Annotated in this window: 19 protein-coding genes; 14 read left to right on the forward strand and 5 right to left on the reverse strand. The window is 43.1% G+C overall.

Annotated features, from left to right (window positions below):
• Nucleotides 1-110: 110 nt before the first annotated feature.
• The 4 genes from DD657_RS09835 to DD657_RS09850 all read left to right on the forward strand — a co-directional run bounded on the left by DD657_RS09835 (nt 111) and on the right by DD657_RS09850 (nt 5,605).
• Nucleotides 111-1,640, forward strand: a complete 1,530-nt coding sequence (locus DD657_RS09835) for a bifunctional metallophosphatase/5'-nucleotidase (protein ID WP_287049743.1) — start codon at nt 111-113, stop codon at nt 1,638-1,640.
• A 196-nt stretch (nt 1,641-1,836) separates the two neighbouring features.
• Nucleotides 1,837-3,897 (forward strand): cation:proton antiporter, encoded by a 2,061-nt coding sequence (locus tag DD657_RS09840; RefSeq protein ID WP_021986892.1) that lies wholly within the window; start codon nt 1,837-1,839, stop codon nt 3,895-3,897.
• 6 nt (nt 3,898-3,903) lie between these two features.
• Nucleotides 3,904-4,467, forward strand: coding sequence for an epoxyqueuosine reductase QueH (locus DD657_RS09845; protein ID WP_118773685.1), 564 nt, complete (start codon nt 3,904-3,906; stop codon nt 4,465-4,467).
• Between the two features lie 223 nt (nt 4,468-4,690).
• Nucleotides 4,691-5,605 carry a cation diffusion facilitator family transporter gene (locus tag DD657_RS09850; protein ID WP_021988642.1) on the forward strand — a complete coding sequence of 305 codons (915 nt, stop codon included), beginning with the start codon at nt 4,691-4,693 and terminating at the stop codon, nt 5,603-5,605.
• A gap of 112 nt (nt 5,606-5,717) precedes the next feature.
• Here DD657_RS09850 and DD657_RS09855 read toward each other — a convergent pair whose 3' ends face one another.
• Nucleotides 5,718-6,422, reverse strand: coding sequence for a peroxiredoxin (locus tag DD657_RS09855; protein WP_068692102.1), 705 nt, complete (start codon nt 6,420-6,422; stop codon nt 5,718-5,720).
• A gap of 139 nt (nt 6,423-6,561) precedes the next feature.
• On the opposite strand from DD657_RS09855, the gene DD657_RS09860 reads away from it, so the two are divergent.
• On the forward strand, nt 6,562-7,164 hold the full coding sequence (locus DD657_RS09860) for a MarC family protein (RefSeq protein WP_021988644.1): 603 nt from the start codon (nt 6,562-6,564) through the stop codon (nt 7,162-7,164).
• 166 nt (nt 7,165-7,330) lie between these two features.
• On the opposite strand, the gene DD657_RS09865 is transcribed toward DD657_RS09860, so the two are convergent.
• The 3 genes from DD657_RS09865 to DD657_RS09875 all read right to left on the reverse strand — a co-directional run bounded on the left by DD657_RS09865 (nt 7,331) and on the right by DD657_RS09875 (nt 11,477).
• Complete coding sequence (locus DD657_RS09865) at nt 7,331-8,782, reverse strand: DUF5106 domain-containing protein (protein ID WP_021988645.1); 1,452 nt, start codon at nt 8,780-8,782, stop codon at nt 7,331-7,333.
• 74 nt (nt 8,783-8,856) lie between these two features.
• Nucleotides 8,857-9,567: a tetratricopeptide repeat protein gene (locus DD657_RS09870; RefSeq protein ID WP_287049744.1), complete on the reverse strand. Its 711-nt coding sequence runs from the start codon at nt 9,565-9,567 to the stop codon at nt 8,857-8,859.
• 80 nt (nt 9,568-9,647) lie between these two features.
• Complete coding sequence (locus DD657_RS09875; RefSeq protein ID WP_287049745.1) at nt 9,648-11,477, reverse strand: YgiQ family radical SAM protein; 1,830 nt, start codon at nt 11,475-11,477, stop codon at nt 9,648-9,650.
• A 76-nt stretch (nt 11,478-11,553) separates the two neighbouring features.
• Here DD657_RS09875 and rimO point away from each other — a divergent pair, with 76 nt between their 5' ends.
• The 6 genes from rimO to DD657_RS09905 all read left to right on the forward strand — a co-directional run bounded on the left by rimO (nt 11,554) and on the right by DD657_RS09905 (nt 19,237).
• On the forward strand, nt 11,554-12,849 hold the full coding sequence (rimO, locus tag DD657_RS09880; RefSeq protein ID WP_287049747.1) for a 30S ribosomal protein S12 methylthiotransferase RimO: 1,296 nt from the start codon (nt 11,554-11,556) through the stop codon (nt 12,847-12,849).
• A gap of 33 nt (nt 12,850-12,882) precedes the next feature.
• Nucleotides 12,883-13,638, forward strand: coding sequence for an META domain-containing protein (locus DD657_RS09885; RefSeq protein WP_021988649.1), 756 nt, complete (start codon nt 12,883-12,885; stop codon nt 13,636-13,638).
• A gap of 108 nt (nt 13,639-13,746) precedes the next feature.
• Nucleotides 13,747-14,250, forward strand: a complete 504-nt coding sequence (locus tag DD657_RS09890; protein ID WP_021988650.1) for a ferritin-like domain-containing protein — start codon at nt 13,747-13,749, stop codon at nt 14,248-14,250.
• 29 nt (nt 14,251-14,279) lie between these two features.
• Complete coding sequence (locus tag DD657_RS09895) at nt 14,280-16,463, forward strand: sodium-translocating pyrophosphatase (protein WP_021988651.1); 2,184 nt, start codon at nt 14,280-14,282, stop codon at nt 16,461-16,463.
• Nucleotides 16,464-16,647: 184 nt separating this feature from the next.
• Nucleotides 16,648-18,612: a DNA topoisomerase (ATP-hydrolyzing) subunit B gene (gene gyrB / locus DD657_RS09900; RefSeq protein WP_021988652.1), complete on the forward strand. Its 1,965-nt coding sequence runs from the start codon at nt 16,648-16,650 to the stop codon at nt 18,610-18,612.
• Between the two features lie 61 nt (nt 18,613-18,673).
• Nucleotides 18,674-19,237: an LOG family protein gene (locus DD657_RS09905; protein ID WP_068689434.1), complete on the forward strand. Its 564-nt coding sequence runs from the start codon at nt 18,674-18,676 to the stop codon at nt 19,235-19,237.
• A gap of 203 nt (nt 19,238-19,440) precedes the next feature.
• On the opposite strand, the gene nusB is transcribed toward DD657_RS09905, so the two are convergent.
• The gene (gene nusB / locus DD657_RS09910; protein ID WP_021988654.1) at nt 19,441-20,391 is read right to left on the reverse strand and encodes a transcription antitermination factor NusB; all 951 of its coding nucleotides are present in this window, start codon (nt 20,389-20,391) and stop codon (nt 19,441-19,443) included.
• A gap of 128 nt (nt 20,392-20,519) precedes the next feature.
• Between nusB and porD the strand changes: the two genes are divergently transcribed.
• From porD to DD657_RS09925, 3 genes are read left to right on the forward strand one after another with little or no spacing between them, the layout of a single operon-like run.
• On the forward strand, nt 20,520-21,425 hold the full coding sequence (gene porD, locus DD657_RS09915; protein WP_068692106.1) for a type IX secretion system protein PorD: 906 nt from the start codon (nt 20,520-20,522) through the stop codon (nt 21,423-21,425).
• A 1-nt stretch (nt 21,426) separates the two neighbouring features.
• Nucleotides 21,427-23,088, forward strand: coding sequence for a DNA repair protein RecN (recN, locus tag DD657_RS09920; protein ID WP_287049761.1), 1,662 nt, complete (start codon nt 21,427-21,429; stop codon nt 23,086-23,088).
• 4 nt (nt 23,089-23,092) lie between these two features.
• Complete coding sequence (locus DD657_RS09925) at nt 23,093-23,941, forward strand: enoyl-ACP reductase FabI (RefSeq protein ID WP_021988657.1); 849 nt, start codon at nt 23,093-23,095, stop codon at nt 23,939-23,941.
• Nucleotide 23,942: the final 1 nt, after the last annotated feature.

The raw sequence follows: 23,942 nt of genomic DNA on the forward strand, positions 1-23,942 counted from the left end.
CCAACTTTTTGGGGGCATATCATTTTGTCCCGGGGTTTTTGTTTGGTGTAAAATCTGTGTAATTTTGTTTTTCCTCAAAAAGTTTGTTAAGTCTCTAAAAAATAAAATTAATGATGTTTTTTGCACGTTTTAGGGTGTTGGTATGGATTGCTGTTTTATCGTTGGCAGTTGTTGTATATTCCTGCGATGAACCGGGAAAGGAAAGAGAACTGATCTTGCTGCATACCAATGACAGCCATGGTAGTATTGTGCCTGTCGATAGTATGGGCGGAATGGCTGAGCGGGCTACTTTTATCCGGGAAACCCGGGAGAAGAATAAGCATGTGTTATTAGTGGACGCCGGTGATTTCAATACAGGGCAGGCAGCTTCGAATATGGCAGACGCTCATCCGGATATTGCAGCCTATAATTATATGGGATATGATGCCGTGACGGTCGGTAATCACGAGTTCGACAAACCTTTGGAGGTGTTGCTTAAACAAATGGAATGGGCTGATTTCCCTTTTGTGGTTTCGAATATCCGGCAAAAAGGAAAGATTTTAGGTCAGGAATATTTGATTAAAGAAATCGGCGGAATAAAAGTCGGTGTATTCGGTATTACAACTGTTCATACACGTCATATCAGTGTTTGTGCCGATAAGCTGGATTTTGAAGAGGAAATTCATACTGCAGCCCGGATGGTGAAGGTGTTGAGGGGGCAAGGAGCGGATGTCGTGATCGGTTTGGTACATTTGGGATTTACAGAAACAACTCCGGATTATGTAACTTCCCGGAAGCTGGCTTCTCAGGTAGACGGTATCGATATCTTGGTAGACGGGCATTCGCATTCGTATATTGAAAAACCGGAATGGGTTAATCGTACCTGGATCGTGACTGCGAATCAGAGCGGACGTTACGTCGGAATGGGAAAACTTCGGGTAAAAGGGCACCGGCTGACAGGATTCGATTGGAAACCGGTACCTATAAAAGGGTATGCTCCGGATACAATGTTATGGCGGCAATTGGAGCCTTATATAGAGGTTGCTCATTCAGATTTGCAAACGGTTGTCGGCTTAGCAACAAAAGAATTCGCTTTGTATGAGCGGGATGAAAATGTGGCCCGCTATCGGGAGAGTAGTCTCGGAAATTTGGTCGCTGATGCCTTGAAATGGAAAGCTACGGAAGGGTTGCATCTGAAAGCTGATTTCGGTTTGGTAAATTCAGGAGGTATACGTGCCGGATTACCTGCCGGAGGGATTACCCGGGAAGAGGTTTTGTCCGTATTGCCGTTTGCCAATGTGCTGGAGGTGATCGGAATGAGCGGAGCGGATGTACGGCGCCTGTTTACCTTTATTGCTTCCGTTACCCCGGGAAACGGTGCTTTTGCTCAAGTTTCCGGGGATGTTCATGTGGTATATGACCGGCAAGCCCGACAGGTAAAGGCGTTATCAATCGGGGGAAAACCGGTGGTGGATACAATGATTTATTATATGGCAACCTGTGATTATGTGGCAGCAGGTAAGGACGGATATGAGGCCGGACTTGGAAATATAACCTACCGTGAAAATACATCCCGCTTACTTTCTGATGTATTGGCAGACTATATACAGATGAAAGGACGTATAACACCTTATACGGACGGGAGAATAGAGGTAAAATAGCTGTGTTGGAAAGGTTTTTTGTTTTTAGGTATGCTTTGTGTATGTAAAGTCATTTTAAATTGGAATAGTTGATAAGCGGTCCGGTTGAACCGGAATCGTAAATCCTCAAACAAAAATAAAATAAATTAATGACAGAGATTTCCGTTCCGAAACTCCTGCTATTTTCTTAAATTTGTGTAATTGTAATACAAGAGTTATGTTATTGTTATCGATATCCCATTCATTGCCGCTGACAGATCCGGTATTGAAATTTTTGTTGATCCTGATTATTATTTTGTCGGCTCCTTTACTGCTGAATAAATTGAAGGTACCTCATTTGCTGGGTTTAATTATTGCCGGGGCAATTATCGGACCTTACGGTTTAAATTTGGTGCTGCGGGATAGCAGCATCATTTTATCGGGAACGGCGGGTTTGTTATATATTATGTTTTTGGCCGGTTTGGAGATCGATATGGGTGATTTTAAACGGAATAGCGGGAAGAGCCTGGTTTTCGGTATGTATACTTTTTTGATTCCGATGGGTTTAGGGATTGTCGCAGGCTATTATGTCCTGAATTTTTCAATGGAAACCTCTATTTTGCTGGCAAGTATGTTTGCTTCCCATACGCTGATTGCCTATCCGATTATCAGCCGGCTGGGCATTACGAAGGATAAATCCGTAAGTATTACCGTGGGGGGAACGATGATCACCGATACTTTGGCTTTGTTGGTGTTGACCGTTATTGTAGGAATGGCTACCGGACAGACGGGAGATTATTTCTGGACCCGGTTATCCGTATCCGTGATTGTATTCGCTTTGTTTGTCGTTATTGTTTTTCCTTTGATCGGGCGTTGGTTTTTCAAACGGGTACAGGATAGTATCTCTCAATATATTTTTGTATTGGTCATGGTATTTCTGGGTGCCTATCTGGCGCAGTTGGCCGGAATGGAAGCGATTATCGGTTCGTTTTTGGCCGGTTTGGCTTTGAATCGGCTGATTCCACATTCTTCTCCGTTGATGCACCGGGTGGAATTTATCGGGAATTCTATTTTTATTCCGTTTTTTTTGATCGGAGTCGGCATGTTGATCAATTACCGGGTGTTTTTCACTAGTTTTGAGACGATCAAGGTCGGCATTGTAATGATTATCATTGCAACGGCGGCAAAATATGCTGCTGCCTGGCTGACACAGAAGACCTTTCGTATGTCGGTGGACCAAAGGCGGGTCATTTTCGGTTTGAGTAATGCGCAGGCGGCAGCGACTCTGGCAGCCGTGATGGTCGGGTATAACGTTATTCTGGGGCAGACTCCGGAGGGAGAACCGATACGCTTATTGAACGAAAGTGTGTTGAACGGTACGATATTGATGATTTTGGTAACGTGTACGATGGCTTCTTTTTCGGCGCAGCGGGGTGCTCACAATTTGGCTGTGGCGCAGATTTCTGAGGAGAAACGCCAGGTTGAAGAGCATAAGGAGCGGATATTGATTCCGGTCAGCAATGAGGAAACCGCCGAGGAGTTGGTAAATTTGAGTCTGGCGGTGAAATCGCCGAAGAACATGCGTTTTTTGTATGCCTTGAAGGTGTTGGATAATCAATCGACGGAGGAAGGAAGTGTAAAACAGGCAAAAAGGTTATTGGAAAATGCAGCTTTGACGGCTGCGGCAACGGATACGCATTTGCAGGAACTATTACGCTATGATCTGAATGTACCGAATGCAGTATTGAGTGTGATATTGGAACACAGTATCACCGATCTGGTGCTGGGTTTGCACAAAGAAAAAGGAATCTCGACTTCTTTTTTGGGGCGTATCACAGAAGATATTTTAAATCACAGCGATGTCACGACTTTAATTTATAAATCTGTCCAGCCACTTTCAACCATGAAGCGGCATCTGGTGGTTATTCCCGAACAGGCAGAGAAGGAAATCGGTTTTACTCAATGGGCAAACCGGACCGGAAATCTGGTGCAGAATACGGGGGCCAGAGTTGTTTTTTACGGAACGTTTCAGACTTTGGAACAATTGAAAGGTGTTCTACCCAAGCAAGTACAAGCGGAGTATAAGGAGTTTGGAGATTGGGATGATTTTCTGATTGTCTTCCGGGATGTGAGGCCGGATGATATGCTTTGGGTGGTTATGAGCCGTCATGACCGGATTTCTTATAATCCGGGGATGAACCGGATCCCGGGTTATCTCAATAAATATTTTCAGGCAAACAGTTTTATTTTAGTCTATCCCTTGCAGGCAAGTACGAAGGGAAGTCGTTATTTAACCTGATGTGATATGCAGAAATTGTTGCTACATACTTGTTGTGCTCCTTGTTCCGCAGCGATTATCGAATGGTTGACGGCAAACGGGTTTTGTCCGACATTGTATTATTTTAATCCGAATATTTTTCCACGGACGGAGTATGATATCCGGAAGGAGGAATGCAGCCGTTATGCCCGGGCTTTGGGGTTGGAGATTATAGACGGGGATTACGATCATGCGGGATGGTTGGAACTGGTCAGCGGATTGGAAAGGGAGCCTGAACGGGGAAAACGTTGCTTTGTGTGTTTTAAAATGCGTCTGCTGGCAACTGCCCGTATGGCGCAGGAGAAGGGGTTCGACCGTTTTGCAACGACACTGGCTTCTTCCCGTTGGAAGAATCTGGAACAAATTGCGGAGGCCGGACATTGGGCTGCCGGGCAATTTGAAGGGATTACCTTTTGGGAGAAAAACTGGCGCAAAGAGGGATTATCCGAACGCCGCCGGATTTTACTGGCAGAAAACGGTTTTTACAATCAGCAATATTGCGGTTGTGAATTCAGTAGACGAGGGAAGGGGGATTTTGATTTACGATTTTAGATTTACGATTTTTGATTGGGGAGTATAGGGTAGCTGGATTTTGGATTTTTTTTTGTAGTGAGATGTTGAGGTAGGTAGGGTTGGTTTTGATTTATGATTTACGATTTACGATTTTTGATTGGGGATATGAGGAGACGGGATTTAGGGTTGGATGAACGGAGGGGTTGGATATATGGGGAGGATTTGGAAGAGATTATTTATAGAATACGGAAATTTTGTCGTTATGTCTGAGCATCATCATCATGATCATTCGTATGAGATCACTTCGTTGAATAAGGCATTTATTATCGGAATTGTCTTAAATGCAGGTTTTGTCGTCATTGAATTTACTGCAGGTTTCTGGTTCGATTCTTTGGGATTGATTTCGGATGCCGGTCATAATCTTGGGGATGTGGCCAGTTTGTTGCTGGCTATGCTGGCTTTTCGTCTGGCCAAGGTACAGGCGACTCCCAGATATACATACGGTTACAAGAAAAGTACGGTATTGGTTTCTTTGTTGAATGCAGTTATATTGCTGGTAGCTGTCGGTTTTATTGTCGGAGAGAGTATCAATAAATTATTCCAGCCCCGTCCGGTGGAAGGAGATGCTGTGGCCTGGGTAGCCGGTGTCGGTGTATTGATAAATGCTGTTACGGCCTGGTTGTTCCTGAAGGATAAGGAAAAGGATTTGAATGTGAAAGGCGCTTATTTGCATATGGTTGCAGATGCTTTGGTTTCAGTCGGCGTTATGGTTTCGGGCATCATTATTCAATATACGGGTTATTATGTGATAGACCCTTTGATCGGTATCGGTATTGCTGTTATTATCGTTTATTCTACCTGGGGATTGCTGCGCGATAGTTTACGGCTTTCTATGGACGGAGTTCCGGCAAATACGGATTACAAGACAATTGAAAAAGTTATCGTATCGACGCCGGGGGTGAAGGAATGTCATCACATGCATATCTGGGCCTTGAGTACGACGGAAACGGCCTTGACAGCTCATATTGTCGTGGAGGACATCCGGCAGATGGAGGATTTAAAATGCACTTTAAAGCATCGTTTGGGAAATTCCGGGATTGCTCATGCTACGCTGGAGTTTGAGACTGTCGGTGAACATTGCGACGGCTGTTGTGAAAACAATGCTTTGGCAGATTGATACTGTGTGAAAATGACATCCGGACAACCGTATGAGAAAAGCCCGTTTACGAGATCGGTTAACGGGCTTTTGTTTGTATATCGGTTATTTAAAGAAACATAGGAAATACCGGTTATCTCCGGATATTTTTCTCTATTTTTTCCAGTGGAAGCGGCTTGGTACAGAGAAACCAATCGTAACATTTCATACCTGCTTCCTCTTCGTTGGCTCGTTGTTCGGCCTTTTCCATTGTTCCCGGAGATGTTGTTATAACATCGTCTCCCGGCTTCCAGTCTGCCGGTAAGGCTACTTTAAAACGGTCGATGGTTTGTAAACCGATCAGGATGCGTTTCATTTCGTCGAAGTTGCGTCCCAATGCCATCGGATAGTACAGAATCGTCCGGATGATGCCTTCGGGATCGATGAAAAAAACGGCCCGTACAGCTTTGGTATTGCTTTCTCCCGGATGTAACATGCCATAGGTCTTGGCTATTTTCATGCCTACATCGTCGATTACGGGGAAATGAATTTTAACGTTTTTCATTCCTTTATAATTGATTTTTTCTTCTATTGTCCGTAGCCAGGCTATGTGGCTGGATACGCCGTCGATTGAAAGTCCGACCAACTGACAGTTCATTTTTTCAAATTCTGCCGTCATATTTCCGAAAGTAATAAATTCAGTCGTGCATACAGGCGTAAAATCTGCCGGATGACTGAATAAAATGATCCATCTTCCCTGAAAGTCGTCGGGAAAATTAATTTCACCCTCGGTCGTTATGGCTTTAAATGCCGGAGCATCATCTCCGATACGGGGAATGGCTGTGATATCGTTTTCCATTGTATTCATAGCGATTTATGGTTTTAAATGTGTAACGTTTCCGGGGCTATTTTGTTGCTTTCGACTTTTTGACTTGTTTTAATGTTTATCTCGTAAAAAACGGCTAATTTTGTGAGAAGATAGAGTAAAAATATCCGCTATGAACCTAAAGATTATCCTGGGATGCTGTGTAGCTTTGTTGGCACTGGTAAATCCTTTGCAAAAGATTTTGATAGTTACGTCTTTACAGGAACGGTTTACATCGGGTGAGTTACGTTATATCTCCATAAAATCTACCGTTACTGCGGCGATTATTCTTATTTTTTTTCTTTTTTTGGGAGAGATTACTTTTTCTTATGTTTTCCGGGTCGAATTGTATTCTTTTCAGATTACGTGCGGTGCTGTATTGATATACAACGGCCTTTCGGGATTGTTGAAGGGATTTTTTCTTAAGGTGGACGAGCATATCAAGATTGCCGATTTGACGACGGTACCTATTGCCATTCCGATGATTGCCGGACCGGCTACGATTACGGCAGCCGTGACTTTCCCGGTGCAATACGGGCGGGAAATAACGATTGTTGCCATTTTATTGGCTTTGGGGGTTAATTTGTTCTGCATGTTGCAAGCCCGCCGTATCGGAAATTTTTTAATCAGGTATAATTTTATGAATCCCTTGATCCGTATTATCGGATTGATTGTGGCTACGATCGGTTTGCAAATGGTGTTTGACGGGATTACGCTTTTTATTAAAAGCCTGTAGATATGATTTACGCTTTATGATTTCAGATTTACGATTAAGATAAGTCGTAATATTTGTAAGGGATTTTAGATTGTAAATTTGATCCGCCAGGGTTTCCAAATTTGAAATTCATATATTTGCGGAATCAGCGGACGATTTACAATCTAAAATTTTACAATTCTTCGGTTTAGTTTTTTATCTCGATGCCCTGTTTTTTGTATTCGTTTTTGAGCAGGTCGACCATTTGTTCGACAGCCAGGTTTTTGGCTATGATTTTTTTGTCTTTATCGAGAATGTACATGACCGGGGTTGAGAATACGTTGTAGATTGTCCAGTAATTGGATTGTTTGTTCGGATCCCAGCAATTGATAAAATCAAAAAGCTCGTTTTTCTCTATAAATTCTTCCCATTGCTTCTTATCGGTATGCGTATTGACGGCAAATACTTTTAATCCATACGGGCTGAACCGGTCATATATTTCTTTTTTGGCCAAAGGAACCTGTTTTTTGCAATGTCCGCAATTGGGTTCCCAGAATAGAAGCAGGGTATAAGGAGCTTTGGTTTCAAGCAAACTTACCCATCCGCCTTCTAAAGTCGGCAATTTTAAATCCAGGGCTTTCTGACCGATTAAGTTATATTGTCTTTTAATGACTTCATCCGTGATTTTTTTCAATTGCTCTTTGTCGAGCCAATCCACTTGTCCGCTCATATAATAATGTTCACCTAATTTTACAAAGGCTTCGTCCATTCCCATGATTTTATTATCGAAGGTGTATACGATGCAGTAGTTCAGCAGGTAACGGAACATTACCTTACAGGGTTTGGCCTTTTCGATGACACCTACACAGGCACGGTACAGAGAGTCCGGATGTACGACTACCCAATTTTGAAAATAGTCGTCCAGTTTGTTTTTGAATACCGGAGTCCGGATCAGCATGCTGTCTGTAAGATTTGTATTGTCCCAGAAATGTGCTTTGGTGTAGTAGAATGCCCGGCGGCGGATTTCCATATCCCGGTCTTTTGTACCTTCGGGTACCTGTGCTGAAAAATCGGGTGTTTCCGGACTGAGTGTAAAGTTTACGAAGGTTGCTAATGCCGAACCCGGGTATTTTTTACTCAGATCGGCAACATATTTGCGGACTTCGTGGTCGGCCAGATTGAATTTATCGGTATAGGCTTTTCTGATTTCTTCTTTTCCTTTATCCGGATTTTTTTCAAATTCATTTCTCAATACCTGCATTTTCTGATTTTGAGAGGTCATGAATTTCTGAAAGTCCAGAAAAGCTGTATTTTCGGGAGAACCTTCGAATTTCATGGTTTGCAGATAGTTGGTCGTATCGGTTTTTATCGAAAAATGCTGATTGTCTCCGATGATCAGATCGAAATAGTTACTGGGAGAAAACAGCAGGATATACATTCCCCTTGCCAGTTTTTTCTGATTGTTACGGAAAAAGCCATTTCCCTGGTTGTCCAGTTTTGCCGTATCACAGGCATATACTTTACCTTCAAAGTAGTTGGCGAGTATTACATTTTTACCTGCCATACTGTTGACGTTGATTCGGATGTTATATCCCTGTGCATGCACTGTCGTGAGTTGGAAAACTCCACAAAATAAGAATAGAATAAAAAGATTTTTCATTTTTACGAATAATCTAAATAGGATGGAAATGATTGAATGTTGATAAATACTCAGCCGGATGTTTGCCTTACAGTTTAATATCTGAAGTAAGTGTTGATTGCATCATTAGCTTTGGCAAAACCCAGCCGGGATGCTATCTCAAGATCTTTCAAAGCTTCGTCAGACCGTTCCTGAGCCAACTTGGCAATTCCCCGGTTGTAATAGGATTTTGCATTGGAAGGATCGATGTTGATGGCTTCTGTATAATCTTTAATCGCAGCATCAAGGTTGCCTTGTATTTGCATGATTATTCCCCGGTTGAAATAAAGTCCGGTTTCGGCCAGCCCGAGTTCCATTGCTTTGTTGTAGTCGGCCAGGGCTCCTTCGTAATCTTTCATATAAAACCGGGCAATTCCCCGGTAATGATAGGCTGTGATAAAGTCCGGACGTAAGTTGATCGTTTGCGAGTAATCTTTAATGGCACTGTTGTATATGCCGATATTCTCATACACAACCCCCCGGTTAAAATAAGATTCAGCATGATCCGGGCAATTGGCGAGAATGTAATTGAAATCGTTCAGAGCTTCTTTGTAACGTTTGGTATTGGCATAGCAAATTGCCCGGTTGTAATAGGCCGGTAACCATTCATTATCCGTTATAATCGCATTGTTGAACTCGACGATGGCCTGATCGTACAAGCCTTGTTTGATGTAATTCAATCCGTTTTTATTGGTTTGGGTAACTTTGCTGTTACAGGAAGCCAATAAAACCACTACCGTGATAATCAATCCATATCTAATATTCATCTCTCTATATTACATCTTGGTTTATTAGACCCAAAATTAGTTATTCGTATCGAAATATTAAAGTTTTGTATTGGTTTTTATTATCTGTTATATATTTTTTTTATAAGATCCGGACGTTTAATTCTTTTTAAGGTAGCGATAATTTTTTCCCGAAACTCTCTTTTATACCAGAAAAAGAACATATTTTGTTGTTTTTTTTCCGATTCTGATTTTGGGGATGCGATTTTTTGCAGCGAATAGGGATGGTATCCGGTATAGAAAATCGTGGTTGCCAATGTCATGGGTGTCGGGGTAAAATCCTGCACCTGTTCCAACCGGAAATTCAATTCACGGGTAAGAATAGCCAATTCAGCCATATCTTCCAGGTGACATCCCGGATGGGAGGATATAAAGTAGGGGATTATTTGTTGTTTCTGTTCATTCCGGCTGTTTATCGCATCGAATTTTTCCTTCAGTTCATAGAATAGTTTGAATGAAGGTTTCCGCATTATTTTCAAGACATTATCGGTTGCATGTTCCGGTGCTACTTTAAAGTGTCCGGATACGTGATGACGGATGACGGTTTGTAAATATTCTTCATTGGTCCGGTTGATGTTTTTATTTCCGGAATCGTGCAGGCAAAGGTCGTAGCGGATGCCGGAGCCGACGAATGCATGTTTGATTTTGGGCTGTTGCCGGGCTATGGTATATATTTTTAAAAGGGGGCCGTGATCTGTGTTCAGGTTTTTACATACGGTCGGGAAAGCACAGGAAGCGCGTTTACAAGCAGCACATAGAGTTTTGTTTTGGCCTTGCATTCCGTACATATTGGCGGAGGGGCCGCCCAGGTCGGTTACTGTCCCCCGGAAGTCGGGCATACGGGTAATTTCTTCCAGTTCCTGTCGTATGGACTCTTCGGAACGGGAAGAAATGAATTTCCCCTGATGGGCAGATATCGTACAGAAGGCGCAACCTCCGAAGCATCCCCGGTGAAGAGTCACGGAATGCCGGATCATATTGTAAGCCGGAATTTCTTTCCCTTTGTAACGTGGGTGTGGGAGGCGGGTGAAAGGTAAGGCATATATAGCATCGATTTCAGATGTACTCATGGGAGGATAAGGCGGATTGACGATGATTTGAACGTCTTCGTAAGCTTGTATGAGCCGGGCAGCTTCCAGACTATTGGATTCCTCTTCGATGTGGCGGAAATTACGGGCGTGATTTATCGGATTTTTCAGGCATTCTTCGTGTGAAAACAGGCGGATCGTTTGCCATTTTTTATTTCCGGCACAGGATTCATGTTGCGGTCTTTGTATACAGGTTTGCGGAACATTGGTTAAACCGGCAAAAGGAACTCCTTTTTTTAATAGTCTGCACAGTTCTGTAAGCGGTTTTTCTCCCATGCCGTAGATCAGCATGTCGGCACCGCTTTCGGTCAGGATGGACGGACGCAGGCGATCCTGCCAATAGTCGTAATGTGTCAACCGCCGTAACGAAGCTTCTATTCCGCCGATGATTACAGGTATGTCCGGATAAAGTTGTTTCAGTATCCGGGTATAGACGATTGTAGGCATATCGGGACGGAATCCGGATTTTCCTCCGGGAGTATATGCGTCGTCAGACCTTAGCCTTTTAGCGGCGGTATAATGGTTTACCATTGAATCCATACTACCGGCACTTATACCGAAGAAAAGATTGGGACGTCCCAGTTTTTTGAAATCACGGAGATCATCACGCCAATTGGGTTGGGGGACGATCGCTACCTTTAAGCCTAAAGATTCTAAAAGTCTTCCGATAACGGCAATACCGAAGGAAGGATGATCGACATAGGCATCTCCGGAAAATAAGATGACATCCAGTGTGTCCCAGCCACGTTCCTGTACTTCTTTAGCAGAAGTCGGTAACCATTGTAGTTTCCTTTCGTTGTTCATTCCTTTAAATATTGCACAAAGATAGCGTTTTTTTATACCTTTGCACACCAAAAATTGTAAAGCAGAATTAAGGAATTTGTATATGAAGAAAGTAAATATAATCAGTTTGGGATGTTCGAAAAATCTGGTAGATACAGAATTGTTACTCAAACAATTGGTAAAAGCCGGATATGAGGTAGCGGTAGATGCGGAAAAAGAAGAAGCGGATATTGTCATTATCAATACTTGCGGTTTTATCGGCGATGCCAAGGAGGAGTCTGTGAATACAATATTGGAACAGGTCAGACGTAAGACGGATGGGGAAGTTGATCGGATATTGGTAATGGGATGTTTGTCACAACGTTACAAGTCTGAACTTGAAGTGGAAATTCCGGAGGTAGATGCCTATTTCGGTAAGTTTGACTGGAAAGGCATATTGAATTATTTAGGTAATTCATACGATGAAACGATCCGTAATCAGCGTTTACTGACGACTCCTTCCCATTATGCTTATTTGAAGATAGCAGAAGGGTGTAACCGGACGTGTTCCTATTGTGCCATTCCGATTATGACCGGAAAATATCAATCCCGGGAAATGGAGGAGATATTGGAGGAGTGCCGTAATCTGGTAAAGAATGGGGTGAAGGAGTTATTGGTTATGGCGCAAGACCTGACTTATTATGGTACCGACCTGTACGGTGAAAATAAATTGGCGGAACTGATCAGCTGGATGGCCGATATAGAGGGGGTGGTCTGGATCAAGTTACATTATGCCTATCCGGCCGGTTTTCCCGTGGAAATATTGAAAGTTATGCGGGAGCGGGAGAATGTGTGTAATTACCTCGATATCGCCTTGCAGCATTGCAGTGACTCTATGCTGCAAACTATGCGAAGAGGTGTGACTAAAGAACAAACCATATCACTGGTTGATAAGATACGAAAAGAAGTTCCGGGTATTTTTTTACGGACGACGCTTATGGCAGGGCATCCCGGAGAAACGGAAAAAGATTTTGAGGAGTTGTGTGCCTTCGTCCGGGAAATGAAATTCGAGCGCTTGGGGGTGTTTGCTTATTCTCATGAAGAAGATACGTATTGTGACAAATATTATAAGGATGATGTACCTCTGAAGGTTAAAAAACGTAGAACAGAAAAAATCATGGAGATTCAACGGGAAATCTCCCGGGAAGTAAATGATTCAATGATCGGGAAGACAATGCGGGTATTGATCGACCGGAAGGAGGAGGATTATTATATCGGACGTACGGAATACGATTCGCCTGAAGTTGATCCTGAAGTTTTGATACATTCGGATAAGTTATTGAAGATAGGAGAGTTTTATGATGTAAAAATAACCGGAGCTTACGATTATGATTTGACGGGCGAGGTTTTATGACGATAAGATTTTGTTTAATAAAATAATGGGAAAATGAAAAAAATTCAATTTATGTTGTTGGCCATATTGGTATTGGCCGTTGCATGTAAAAGTAACGAAAAGGCTTTGTTGACTTCTCAGGAGTGGGAATTGAAGCAAATGGAGGGACTTACGGATAAACCGGAAAGAATGCCTTCCCTGCAATTTACGGATACCGCTACGATATTCGGATTTGCGGGTTGTAACCGTTTTTTTGCGACTTATGAGACAGGAAAAGGCAATAAACTTACGATTCACCCGGGAGGTGTGACGATGATGTACTGTCCGGATATGCCTGTGGAGGATCATTTTTTGCTCGGGCTGAAAAAAGTTGCTGGTTATTCTATTCAGAATAATGAATTACAATTAAAAGATTCAACCGGGAAAGTACAAATGGTATTCGGGCCTTTGGTAAAAGGTGAGCAGGTTGGTGTTGCCAAAGACGAGCATGGCTGTAACGCGGCTGCGGGTTATACCTGGTCGGAAGTACAGGCAAAATGTATCCGCTTGTTTGAAGATGGTATTCAATTTCAGTCGGTACAGGATACGGCTTCGGCTTTGGCTGCTTATGTAGTGTTTTCTGCGGATTCGTTAAAAGCGGAGGTTTTTGTTCCGGATCAGGAAAATCATCCGGTATTGGACAGAAGGGAATTGCCGGCCGGAGGTTATGCCTGGAATCAGGAAGATGACGATACGTATAACGTAAGGATAAAAGACGGGGTATGGGTTATTGAACAGCGGGGAAATATACTCTATTCGCAGAGCAGATAAGAAATTTTAGATACGTACATTCTCTTACATTTCTTTGTTATATTTAAGGATTAAATTATATTTGTAACAATGATTCTTAACTAAAAGTTTAATTTAAATAATTCAATCATGAGTAACAGAGAAAAAAGTATCGAATTGCTAAACAGAGCAGTGAATGACGAGTTATTGGCCGTTCACCAGTATATGTATTTTCATTTTGTATGTGATGATTTGGGGTATGATTTGCTTTCAGGGCTTTTCCGCCGTACGGCAATTCAGGAAATGATGCATGTTGAGCAACTTTCTGAAAGAATTCTTTTTTTGAAAGGGGAAGTGGACATGAAGGTTGCCGGAGAGGTTCAGAAAATACATGATGCCCGGGAGATGCTGAAACTGGCTGTAAGCATGGAAATGCAATCGGTGGAAGATTACAATAAATGGGCCAATGAATGTGCTGCCAATGCGGATTCTGTATCTAAAAAATTATTTGAGACACTGACAGCCGAGGAAGAAGTTCATCAGGATCAGTATGATACAGAAATGGAGAATTTACAGAAGTTCGGAGATCATTACCTGGCATTGCAATCGGTAGAGCGTAGTAAGAGTGTTGCAATGGGGACACCGGCTGAATGATTTAGTATGGACGATAAAATAAATAAATCATGCTGAATAGTTTATTTTGGATTGTTCCGGTCTGTTCGTTGATTGCTTTGCTTTTTGCCTGGATGTTTTTCCGGGGAATGATGAAAGAATCGGAAGGAACGGATACGATGAAGCGTATTGCTTCCCATGTACGTAAGGGAGCAATGGCTTATCTCAGACAACAATATAAGATTGTCGGATTTGTTTTTCTGATACTGTGTATCTTTTTTGCCTGGATGGCCTATGGCCCTGGTTTACAAAATGAATGGGTATGGTTTGCTTTTCTGACCGGTGGTTTCTTTTCCGGTTTGGCAGGCTTTATCGGTATGAAAACGGCCACTTATGCTTCTGCCCGTACTGCCAATGCTGCCCGCCGTAGCATGAATGACGGTTTGAAAGTGGCTTTCCGTTCCGGAGCCGTAATGGGATTGGTGGTTGTCGGTCTGGCCTTGCTGGATATTTCTTTGTGGTGGTTGGTGCTGGATTATTTTGTGGATGATCCCAGTTCCAGTCATAAGGCGATTATGATTACGACGACGATGCTGACGTTTGGTATGGGTGCTTCTACCCAGGCATTGTTTGCCAGGGTAGGTGGCGGTATTTTTACCAAAGCTGCGGATGTCGGGGCGGATTTGGTCGGGAAGGTGGAAGCCGGTATTCCGGAAGACGATCCCCGTAATCCGGCTACAATTGCCGATAATGTAGGAGATAATGTGGGTGATGTTGCCGGTATGGGGGCCGATCTTTACGAATCGTATTGCGGTTCTGTACTGGCTACGGCCGCATTGGGTGCTGCTGCCTATATATCTGTACCGGAAATGCAGTTTAATGCGATTCTGGCGCCGATGCTGATCGCTGCTTTCGGGGTTATCCTTTCCTTATTGGGTATATTTATGGTTAAGACCAAGGAAGGTGCTTCTCAGTTACAGTTGTTACGGGCATTGGACAGAGGAATCAATACGAGTTCCATACTTATCGTAGGAGCCAGTTTTCTGGTCATTTATTTACTCGGTTTGAGTTATTGGATTTGCGGTTCTGTGATCATCGGCTTACTGACCGGTATTGTGATCGGGAAAGCTACGGAGCATTATACCTCCCATGCTTATAAGCCGACACAGGATATTGCCAGGAGTTCTGAAACCGGACCGGCGACAGTTATTATAAAAGGTATCGGAACCGGTATGATCTCGACGGCTATTCCGGTTATAACCATCGTTGTCGGTATCATTGTGGCTTATTTGTTTGCTGCGGAGTTCGATATGAGTAATATGGCCATGGGGTTGTACGGTGTCGGAATCGCTGCTGTCGGAATGCTTTCGACTTTGGGGATAACCCTGGCAACGGATGCTTACGGTCCGATTGCTGATAATGCCGGCGGTAATGCCGAGATGAGCGAATTGGGCGAAGAAGTACGTAAACGTACGGATGCTTTGGACGCTTTGGGGAATACTACGGCTGCAACCGGAAAAGGTTTTGCTATCGGTTCCGCGGCATTGACGGGGTTGGCTCTTTTGGCTTCTTATATTGAAGAGATAAAAATCGGACTGATCCGCCTGGGTGAGGTTACGATCGATGTGGGTGGAGATATTGTCAATACGGCTTCGGCTACATTGAAGGATATCATGACCTATTACGATGTAAACCTGATGAATCCGAAAGTATTGGCGGGTATTTTTATCGGTTCTATGATGGCTTTTCTGTTCTGTGGGTTAACCATGAATGCTGTCGGACGTGCTGCCCAAAAAATGGTGAATGAGGTGCGCCGTCAGTTCCGTGAAATTAAAGGAATCATGGAAGGTAAAGCAGAACCTGATTATGCCCGTTGTGTTGAAATTTCGACCAAGGGGGCTCAACGTGAAATGCTTTTCCCTTCTTTGCTGGCTATTATTATTCCGATTCTTGTCGGATTGATATTCGGCGTAGCAGGTGTGATGGGGGTATTGGCTGGCGGTTTGGGTTCCGGTTTTGTACTGGCTATTTTTATGGCTAATTCCGGGGGAGCCTGGGATAATGCCAAGAAATACGTGGAAGAAGGGCATTTGGGCGGAAAAGGTTCTGATTGTCACAAGGCGACGGTAATCGGAGATACTGTCGGAGATCCGTTTAAGGATACTTCCGGCCCCAGCTTGAATATTTTAATCAAATTGATGAGCATGGTTGCCATTGTGATGGCCGGAGTTACCTGTACGATCAGCTTGTTTTGATTTTTCTTAATGGTATAATACGGGGGATAAATCCGAATGGGGTTTATCCCCTGTTTTTTATGTATTTTTAGTCTGTCTGGAGGTAAATTTGTAGGCTTTCTCCTCGTTTTTTCGGGGAAAAATGATTATATTTGCATGTTTTGGAAAAAACGGTGAAATCCCTTGAAAATAAACTTATAAATATATGAGCGAAGAAGAAAAAGTGAAATTGGAACCGGAAGAATATTCAGCGGACAGTATTCAGGTGTTGGAAGGCCTTGAAGCCGTGAGAAAACGTCCTTCAATGTATATCGGGGATGTAAACACGGATGGTTTGCATCATTTGGTGTATGAGGTTGTCGATAACTCGATTGACGAGGCATTGGCCGGATACTGTACCCACATTCAGGTTTATATTAATGAAGATAACTCTATAACGGTACGGGATAACGGTCGTGGTATTCCGACGGCCAGACATGCTAAGGAAAACAAATCGGCATTGGAAGTTGTATTGACGGTGTTGCATGCCGGAGGTAAATTCAACAAGGATTCTTATAAGGTGTCCGGAGGTTTGCATGGGGTGGGTGTATCCTGCGTAAATGCACTTTCGGTTAAATTAGTGGCTGAAATATACCGGGAAGGTAAAATATGGCGGCAGGAATTTTGTAGGGGAGTGGCATTGAAGGATGTTGAAATCATAGGGGATACGGATAGAACGGGAACGACCATTACTTTTAAACCGGACGATTCTATCTTTTATGTTACGGAATACAAATATGATACGTTGTCTACCCGTTTGCGGGAACTGGCTTATCTGAATAAAGGCATCCGCCTTTCACTGACGGATAAGAGAGATTTGGATCCGGAGACAAAGGAGCCCCGTCACGAGGTGTTCTATTCGGAATTCGGGTTGCGGGAATATGTGGAATTTATTGATGGAAGCCGGGAAAAGCTGATCGAAAATACAATCGACATCTGTACGGAGAAAAACGGAATTCCGGTAGAGATTGCGATGCATTACAATACTTCTTTTACGGAAAATGTCTTTTCTTACGTAAATAATATCAATACCAAAGAAGGTGGAACGCATCTGGCGGGTTTCAGAAGAGGGTTGACCCAAACGTTGAAGAATTATGCAGAGACCACCGGTATGCTTTCTAAGCTGAAATTTGATATTAACGGTGATGATTTCCGGGAGGGATTGACGGCAGTCGTTTCGGTAAAAGTTCAGGAGCCTCAGTTTGAAGGACAGACAAAAACCAAGCTGGGGAATACGGAAGTCGGGACTGCTGTTGCTCAGGCTGTCAGCACGGCGTTGTCCAATTACCTGGAAGAACACCCCAAAGATGCCAAGTCTATTGTCGATAAAGTCATATTAGCGGCTACGGCACGTCATGCGGCCCGTAAAGCCCGGGATATGGTACAGCGTAAATCTGTGCTTTCAGGGTCAGGTTTGCCTGGAAAATTGGCGGATTGTGCGGATAATAATCCTGCAAATTGTGAAATATTCCTGGTGGAGGGAGACTCTGCAGGCGGATCGGCAAAACAAGGACGTGACCGTCAGTTTCAGGCGATATTGCCTTTGAGGGGTAAGATTCTGAATGTTGAAAAGGCTATGCGGCACCGGGTGTATGAGAGTGACGAAATTGTCATGATATTTAAGGCATTGGGTATTACACCCGGGACCGATGAAGACAGTATGGGAGTTGATCTGGAAAAGATACGTTACCACAAGATCATTATTATGGCGGATGCTGACGTCGACGGTGCACACATTGCCACGTTGATTATGACCTTGTTTTTCCGTCATATGAAATCGGTTATTGAGCATGGGTATCTTTATATTGCAACGCCGCCTTTGTATTTGGTAAAGAAAGGCAAAGATCACCGCTATTGCTGGAATGAGGAGGAACGTATCCGTTTGATACAGGAATGGGGCGGTGGTAAGGAAAGCAGTTTGCACATCCAGCGCTATAAAGGTTTGGGAGAGATGAACCCGGAACAGCTTTGGGAGACGACAATGGCACCTGAAGGCCGTACGCTGCGCCAGGTTTCTATTGAAAATGCAGCAGAAGCAGACCGGATATTCTCGATGCTGATGGGAGACGATGTACCGCCCAGACGGCAATTTATCGAACAGAATGCCACGTATGCGACTATCGATGCTTAATAAAGAAAAAGAGTGCTGCGGCACTCTTTTTTCTTATGTATATATTTGAAATCACGGAAGAATGAATATAGCTGTATTTTGTGCGTCATCCAATCGGGTGAAGGGTGTTTATGCGGAGGCAGCCCGGAAATTGGGACAGGAAATGGCTCAACGGGGCTGGAATCTGGTTTATGGGGGAACAAACTGCGGATTGATGCGGGAAGTTGCCGATGCTGTTTTAGAGCAGGGAGGAGGCGTTAAAGGTATTATTCCCCGCTGTATTGCGGAACGGGGAGTAAAAGCAGAAAAACTGACGGATCTTATCGTCGTCCCGGATATGAAGGAGCGCAAATATTTAATGCGTAAAGCGGCTGATGCTTTTATCGCTTTGCCCGGCGGTTGGGGTACTTTAGAGGAGATTACCGAAGTGATAACCCTGAAACAACTGGGCCTGCATCAAAAACCGATCGTGTTTATCAATACCGACGGTTTTTATGATTTGTTTTTTGATTTTATAAACAAGGCCTTTGAGGAAAGTTTTGTTTCTTCTGCTTATAAGGGGTTGTATAAAGTGGTGGACGAAGTCGTAGAGGCTGTTGCTTATATTGCAGATTATAAGGAAGAAAAAATGGTTTCTAAATATTAGTCCGGTAAATAGAAATGATATTCTTGTCAGAATTAATGTAGCATTTATTTGGAAATTAAATATTAATTATATATTTTTACCGATAAGGGTAGAATTTCCTTTTACGGGTTTTGCTCTTGTGACCATTGTAGTGATTACAAAGGGAGTTTGAATTAGTTTAGTTTAGTTTAGTAAAAAGGGGATGCCAGCATCCCCTTTATTTTTTATTCGCCCATTAATCCGCGTCCGCTCTTTTTTATCTGGTTTTCTTCTTTCAGCATTACAACGGCTTTATCCAGGATTCCGTTTATAAATCCTCCGCTTTTAGGAGAACTATAGGACTTGGAAATTTCAATATACTCGTCCAGGGTAACTTTTACCGGTATAGAGGGGAAATGTTTCAGTTCAGCTATGGCTGTGGCCATGATCAGTTTATCCATATCGGAGATACGTTCGATTTCCCAGTTACGGATAAATTTATCTACAACCCGGAGATTGTCCTGGTTTTCGTTTATTGTTTTGCGCAATAGTTTCCTGGCAAAATCGGTATCTTCTTCCGTGTTGTAAATCGGGTAGAGGATATTGCTGTCTTCGTTATCTCCTTCTTTTATATTTTTAAGGGTACGGTAAACGACATGCATTACCAGTTCAAAATCATCGTTCCAATATATATTTATATCTTCCAGCGTTTGATAGAATATATCGCTCGGAGCAATTAATTCTGTAAACAGGTCGAGAACCAGTTGTTTGTGGTCCTGAAAGTTGACTTCCGGTTTTTCCATATAAGCCTGATAAGGCGGAAATTCCTGTAGGGTGTTGTAAAAGAAATTGATAATTTCCTGGTTTTCATTCCAGGAAATCGGATTATTGAGTAGGTATGTTCTGAACTTTTTATTATTATTGAGGATAGAAAAAACCGGGTTGTCGATAAACCGGGTATTGGGATGAAGATCCGCTTCCGTTACGAAATGCCTGTTTTTGGCGGCATCGATTTTAAGGAAAGCTTTGCGTTGTAATTCTGATAAAAGTAAGAGGATTTGATAGTAAAGATCTGTACTTTTTTCAATACTTTTTAATAAGTCACGCTCGGCTTCTGCCAGGGATGCTCCTTCTTTTTTGTAGTAAGCATACAGGAGTTGCAGTACTTTTATCCGGATTAATCTTCTGCTTGTCATTTTTATGAAGAACGATTTGTTATTTGCAGGCGCAAAAGTAGTAAATTAATTTAAATGTGAGAATTGAAAATTGAAAATTATATCTTTGCATGATAATACAAGATGAAAAAATGGATAATCGGTTCTGTATGAAGAAAGGTTGGTTGTTGATATGTCTGGTGATTTTGGGCTGTCGTGTATATGCCCAGGAACTGCGTTGTAATATTTCTGTTTCTACACAAAAGATACAGGGAACGAACAAGGAGTTATTTACGAATATGCAGCGGGATATGTATGAGTTTGTAAATAATAAACGTTGGTCTTCCAATGTTTTTTCCTATGATGAACGTGTCGAGTGCAGTATGCAGTTTACGCTGGAAGAACAAATCGGAAGTGATCAGTTCAGGGGCAGCCTGCAGGTGAGAGTGAGCCGGCCGGTATATAATTCATCCTATAATACGGTGTTGCTGAATTTTAAAGACAATGACATCGATTTTCGTTACCGGGAGTTTGAGACCCTGGAATATAATGAATCGGGGCAAAATACGGAATTGGTGAATTTGCTGGCGTTTTATGCCAATATCATATTGGGATTGGATTATGACAGTTTTTCTTTAATGGGAGGAAATGAGTTTTTCAATAAGGCTGAAAACATTGTTGCTCAGTGTCAGAATGCCCGGGAATCCGGCTGGAAATCGTTCGAGAGCCGCAGGAACCGGTATTGGCTGATCAATAATTTGCAGGACAGGAGTTATGCTTCCGTCCGGGAGTGTATATACCGGTATCACCGGCTGGGACTGGATGTAATGGCGGAGAATGTCACGGACGGCCGTTTGGAGTTGTTGTCTGCCTTGGAATTGTTGCAGAAGGCACATCGGGCTAAGCCTAATTCATATATATTGCAGGTGTTTTTCGATGCGAAGTCGGATGAAATCGTCAATATATTCAAACCTGCCTTTACGGATGAACGGAAACGGATATACAATATTGTTTCCGAGGTTAATCCGGCAAATTTATCAAAGTACAGTGTTTTGATTGAAAATAAGACGAATTGATATGATAGAAAGTATTCATATTAATAATTATGCCCTGATCGATAAGACGGAGATCGGGCTGGAAAAAGGATTTTCTGTTATTACCGGAGAGACGGGGGCCGGAAAGTCCATTCTATTGGGAGCAATTGCTTTGACGCTGGGGCAACGGGCGGATGTTTCTGCATTGATGAACCGGGAGAAGAAATGTGTTGCCGAAATCGTGTATCAGGTGCAGGGGTATCCTTTGGAGGCGTGGTTTGAAGCGAATGAGCTGGATTATTCCGACGAGGTGGTTGTTCGCCGGGAAGTTACGCCGGAAGGTAAATCCCGTTGCTTTATCAACGATACGCCGGTCAGTAATCGTCTGTTGAAGGAGTTGGGCGGATTTTTGATCGATATACATTCTCAGCATCAGTCGTTGCTTATCGGTCAGCCTGAATACCAGACCGAAATATTGGATGTTTTTTGCGGTAACGGGGAATTGCGGAGTATCTATCGGCAACATTACGATAAAAGAAAGAAAAAGCTGATTGAGTTAGAGACATTGAAAGAAAAAGCTTTTGAAGCTGCCAGGGAGGAAGATTATCTGAAATTTCGTTTCAGCCAGTTAGAGGGAGCTAATTTGAAGCCGGGGGAGAAAGAAGAGTTGGAAGCCGAACTGACCGTTTTATCGAATGCAGAGACGATAAAAACCAATTTCGGGCATTTGACCTATCAATTGCGGGATGCAGAAAATGCAGTGATTCCCGTATTAAAAAATTGTAAAAACACGATCGCTTCTTTACGGAAAGTCGTAAAAGAAGCAGAAGACTATGAGGGACGTTTGCAGTCCGTTTTGTTGGAGTTAAAGGATATAGCAGACGATGCAGAAGGGAGGGCCGAATCGGTGGGCCTTGATCCGCGGCGTATAGAGACCGTAAATGCGCGTCTTAGTGAAATATACGATCTGATGCTGAAATACAAGGCCGAGGGAGTGGAAGAACTTCTGGCTGTCAAAGCCGGCATTATAGATAAGTTGAATGGTATACAAAACTCCACGGAGGAGATAGAGAAATTAACCAGGGAAATTCAGGAGACGGAAGAGCAAATGCACACGCTGGCACTTCAAATCCGGGAATCGCGTAAGAAAGGCAAAGGACGTCTGGAAGAAGAAATGAGGAAGTTGCTTCAGGAGTTGGGAATCAGGCATGCTTGTTTTGAGGTACTTATTACTCCGGTGGAAGCTTTTTTACCGACGGGAACCGATGAAGTCCGGTTTTTGTTTGCAGCCAATAAGAATCAACAACCGGGCGAAATTGCGAAAGTGGCTTCAGGAGGAGAAATTTCCCGGGTTATGTTATCTTTAAAGTATATTTTGTCGAAGAACAAACAATTGCCGGTTATCGTATTCGATGAGATCGATACCGGCTTATCCGGCGAAGTGGCGCATCGCATGGCACAGATGATGCAGGAAATGGCAACGCGCATGCAGGTTATCAGTATATCTCATTTGCCTCAGATTGCTGCGGCGGGGAATTGTCATTTTAAGGTGTATAAGGAAGATCATTCGGAGCATACGGTTTCCCGTATCCGCAAACTGGCTCCGGAGGAACGGGTAAAGGAAATAGCAGGAATGATCAGCGGAAGTGAGATTTCTGCAGCCGCTTTAGAGGCTGCGAAGAATTTGTTGAATTTTAAATTTTAATGATATGGCGTATAACTTATTAAAAGGAAAAAAAGGAATTATTTTTGGGGCATTGAATGAAATGTCAATTGCCTGGAAAGTGGCAGAATTGTGTCTGGAAGAAGGGGCGCAGATCGTATTGACCAATACACCGTTGTCGATCCGTATGGGGGAGATCCAGGATTTCGCAGCCAGGCATAACGTTCCGTTAATCCCTGCCGATGCTACGAATACGGAGGATTTGACACATTTACTGGAAGAGGCAATGAAACATTTCGGGGGAAAGGTGGATTTTATATTGCATTCTATCGGCATGTCTTTGAATGTCAGAAAAAAACGTTCGTATGACGATCTGGATTATGATTTTCTGCAAAAGACCCTGGATATTTCGGCTGTTTCTTTCCATAAAGTTCTGCAATGTGCCAAGAAATTGGATGCTATAAATGAGTGGGGATCGGTTGTCGCTCTTTCATATGTTGCTGCACAGCGTACGATGTTCGAATACAACGATATGGCAGATGCTAAGGCTATGCTGGAATCCATTGCCCGTAGTTTCGGGTATATTTACGGTCGGGAAAAGAAGATCCGGATCAATACGGTTTCCCAGTCGCCCACTATGACTACGGCAGGAAGCGGTATCAAAGGATTCGATTCTCTGATAGATTTTGCCGATCGTATGTCTCCGCTGGGGAATGCGAATGCAGAGGAGTGTGCCGGATATTGTGTTTGTTTGTTTTCGGATCTGACCCGCAAGGTAACGATGCAAAATTTGTATCATGACGGAGGTTTCTCGAGTATGGGTATGAGTTACCGGGCTATGCATCAGTATAATAAGAGTTTTGACAATTGTGACGAAGTCAAAACGGAACAATAAA

The sequence above is a fragment of the Culturomica sp. genome, from assembly GCF_003524185.1.
GTDB lineage: Bacteria > Bacteroidota > Bacteroidia > Bacteroidales > Marinifilaceae > Culturomica > Culturomica massiliensis.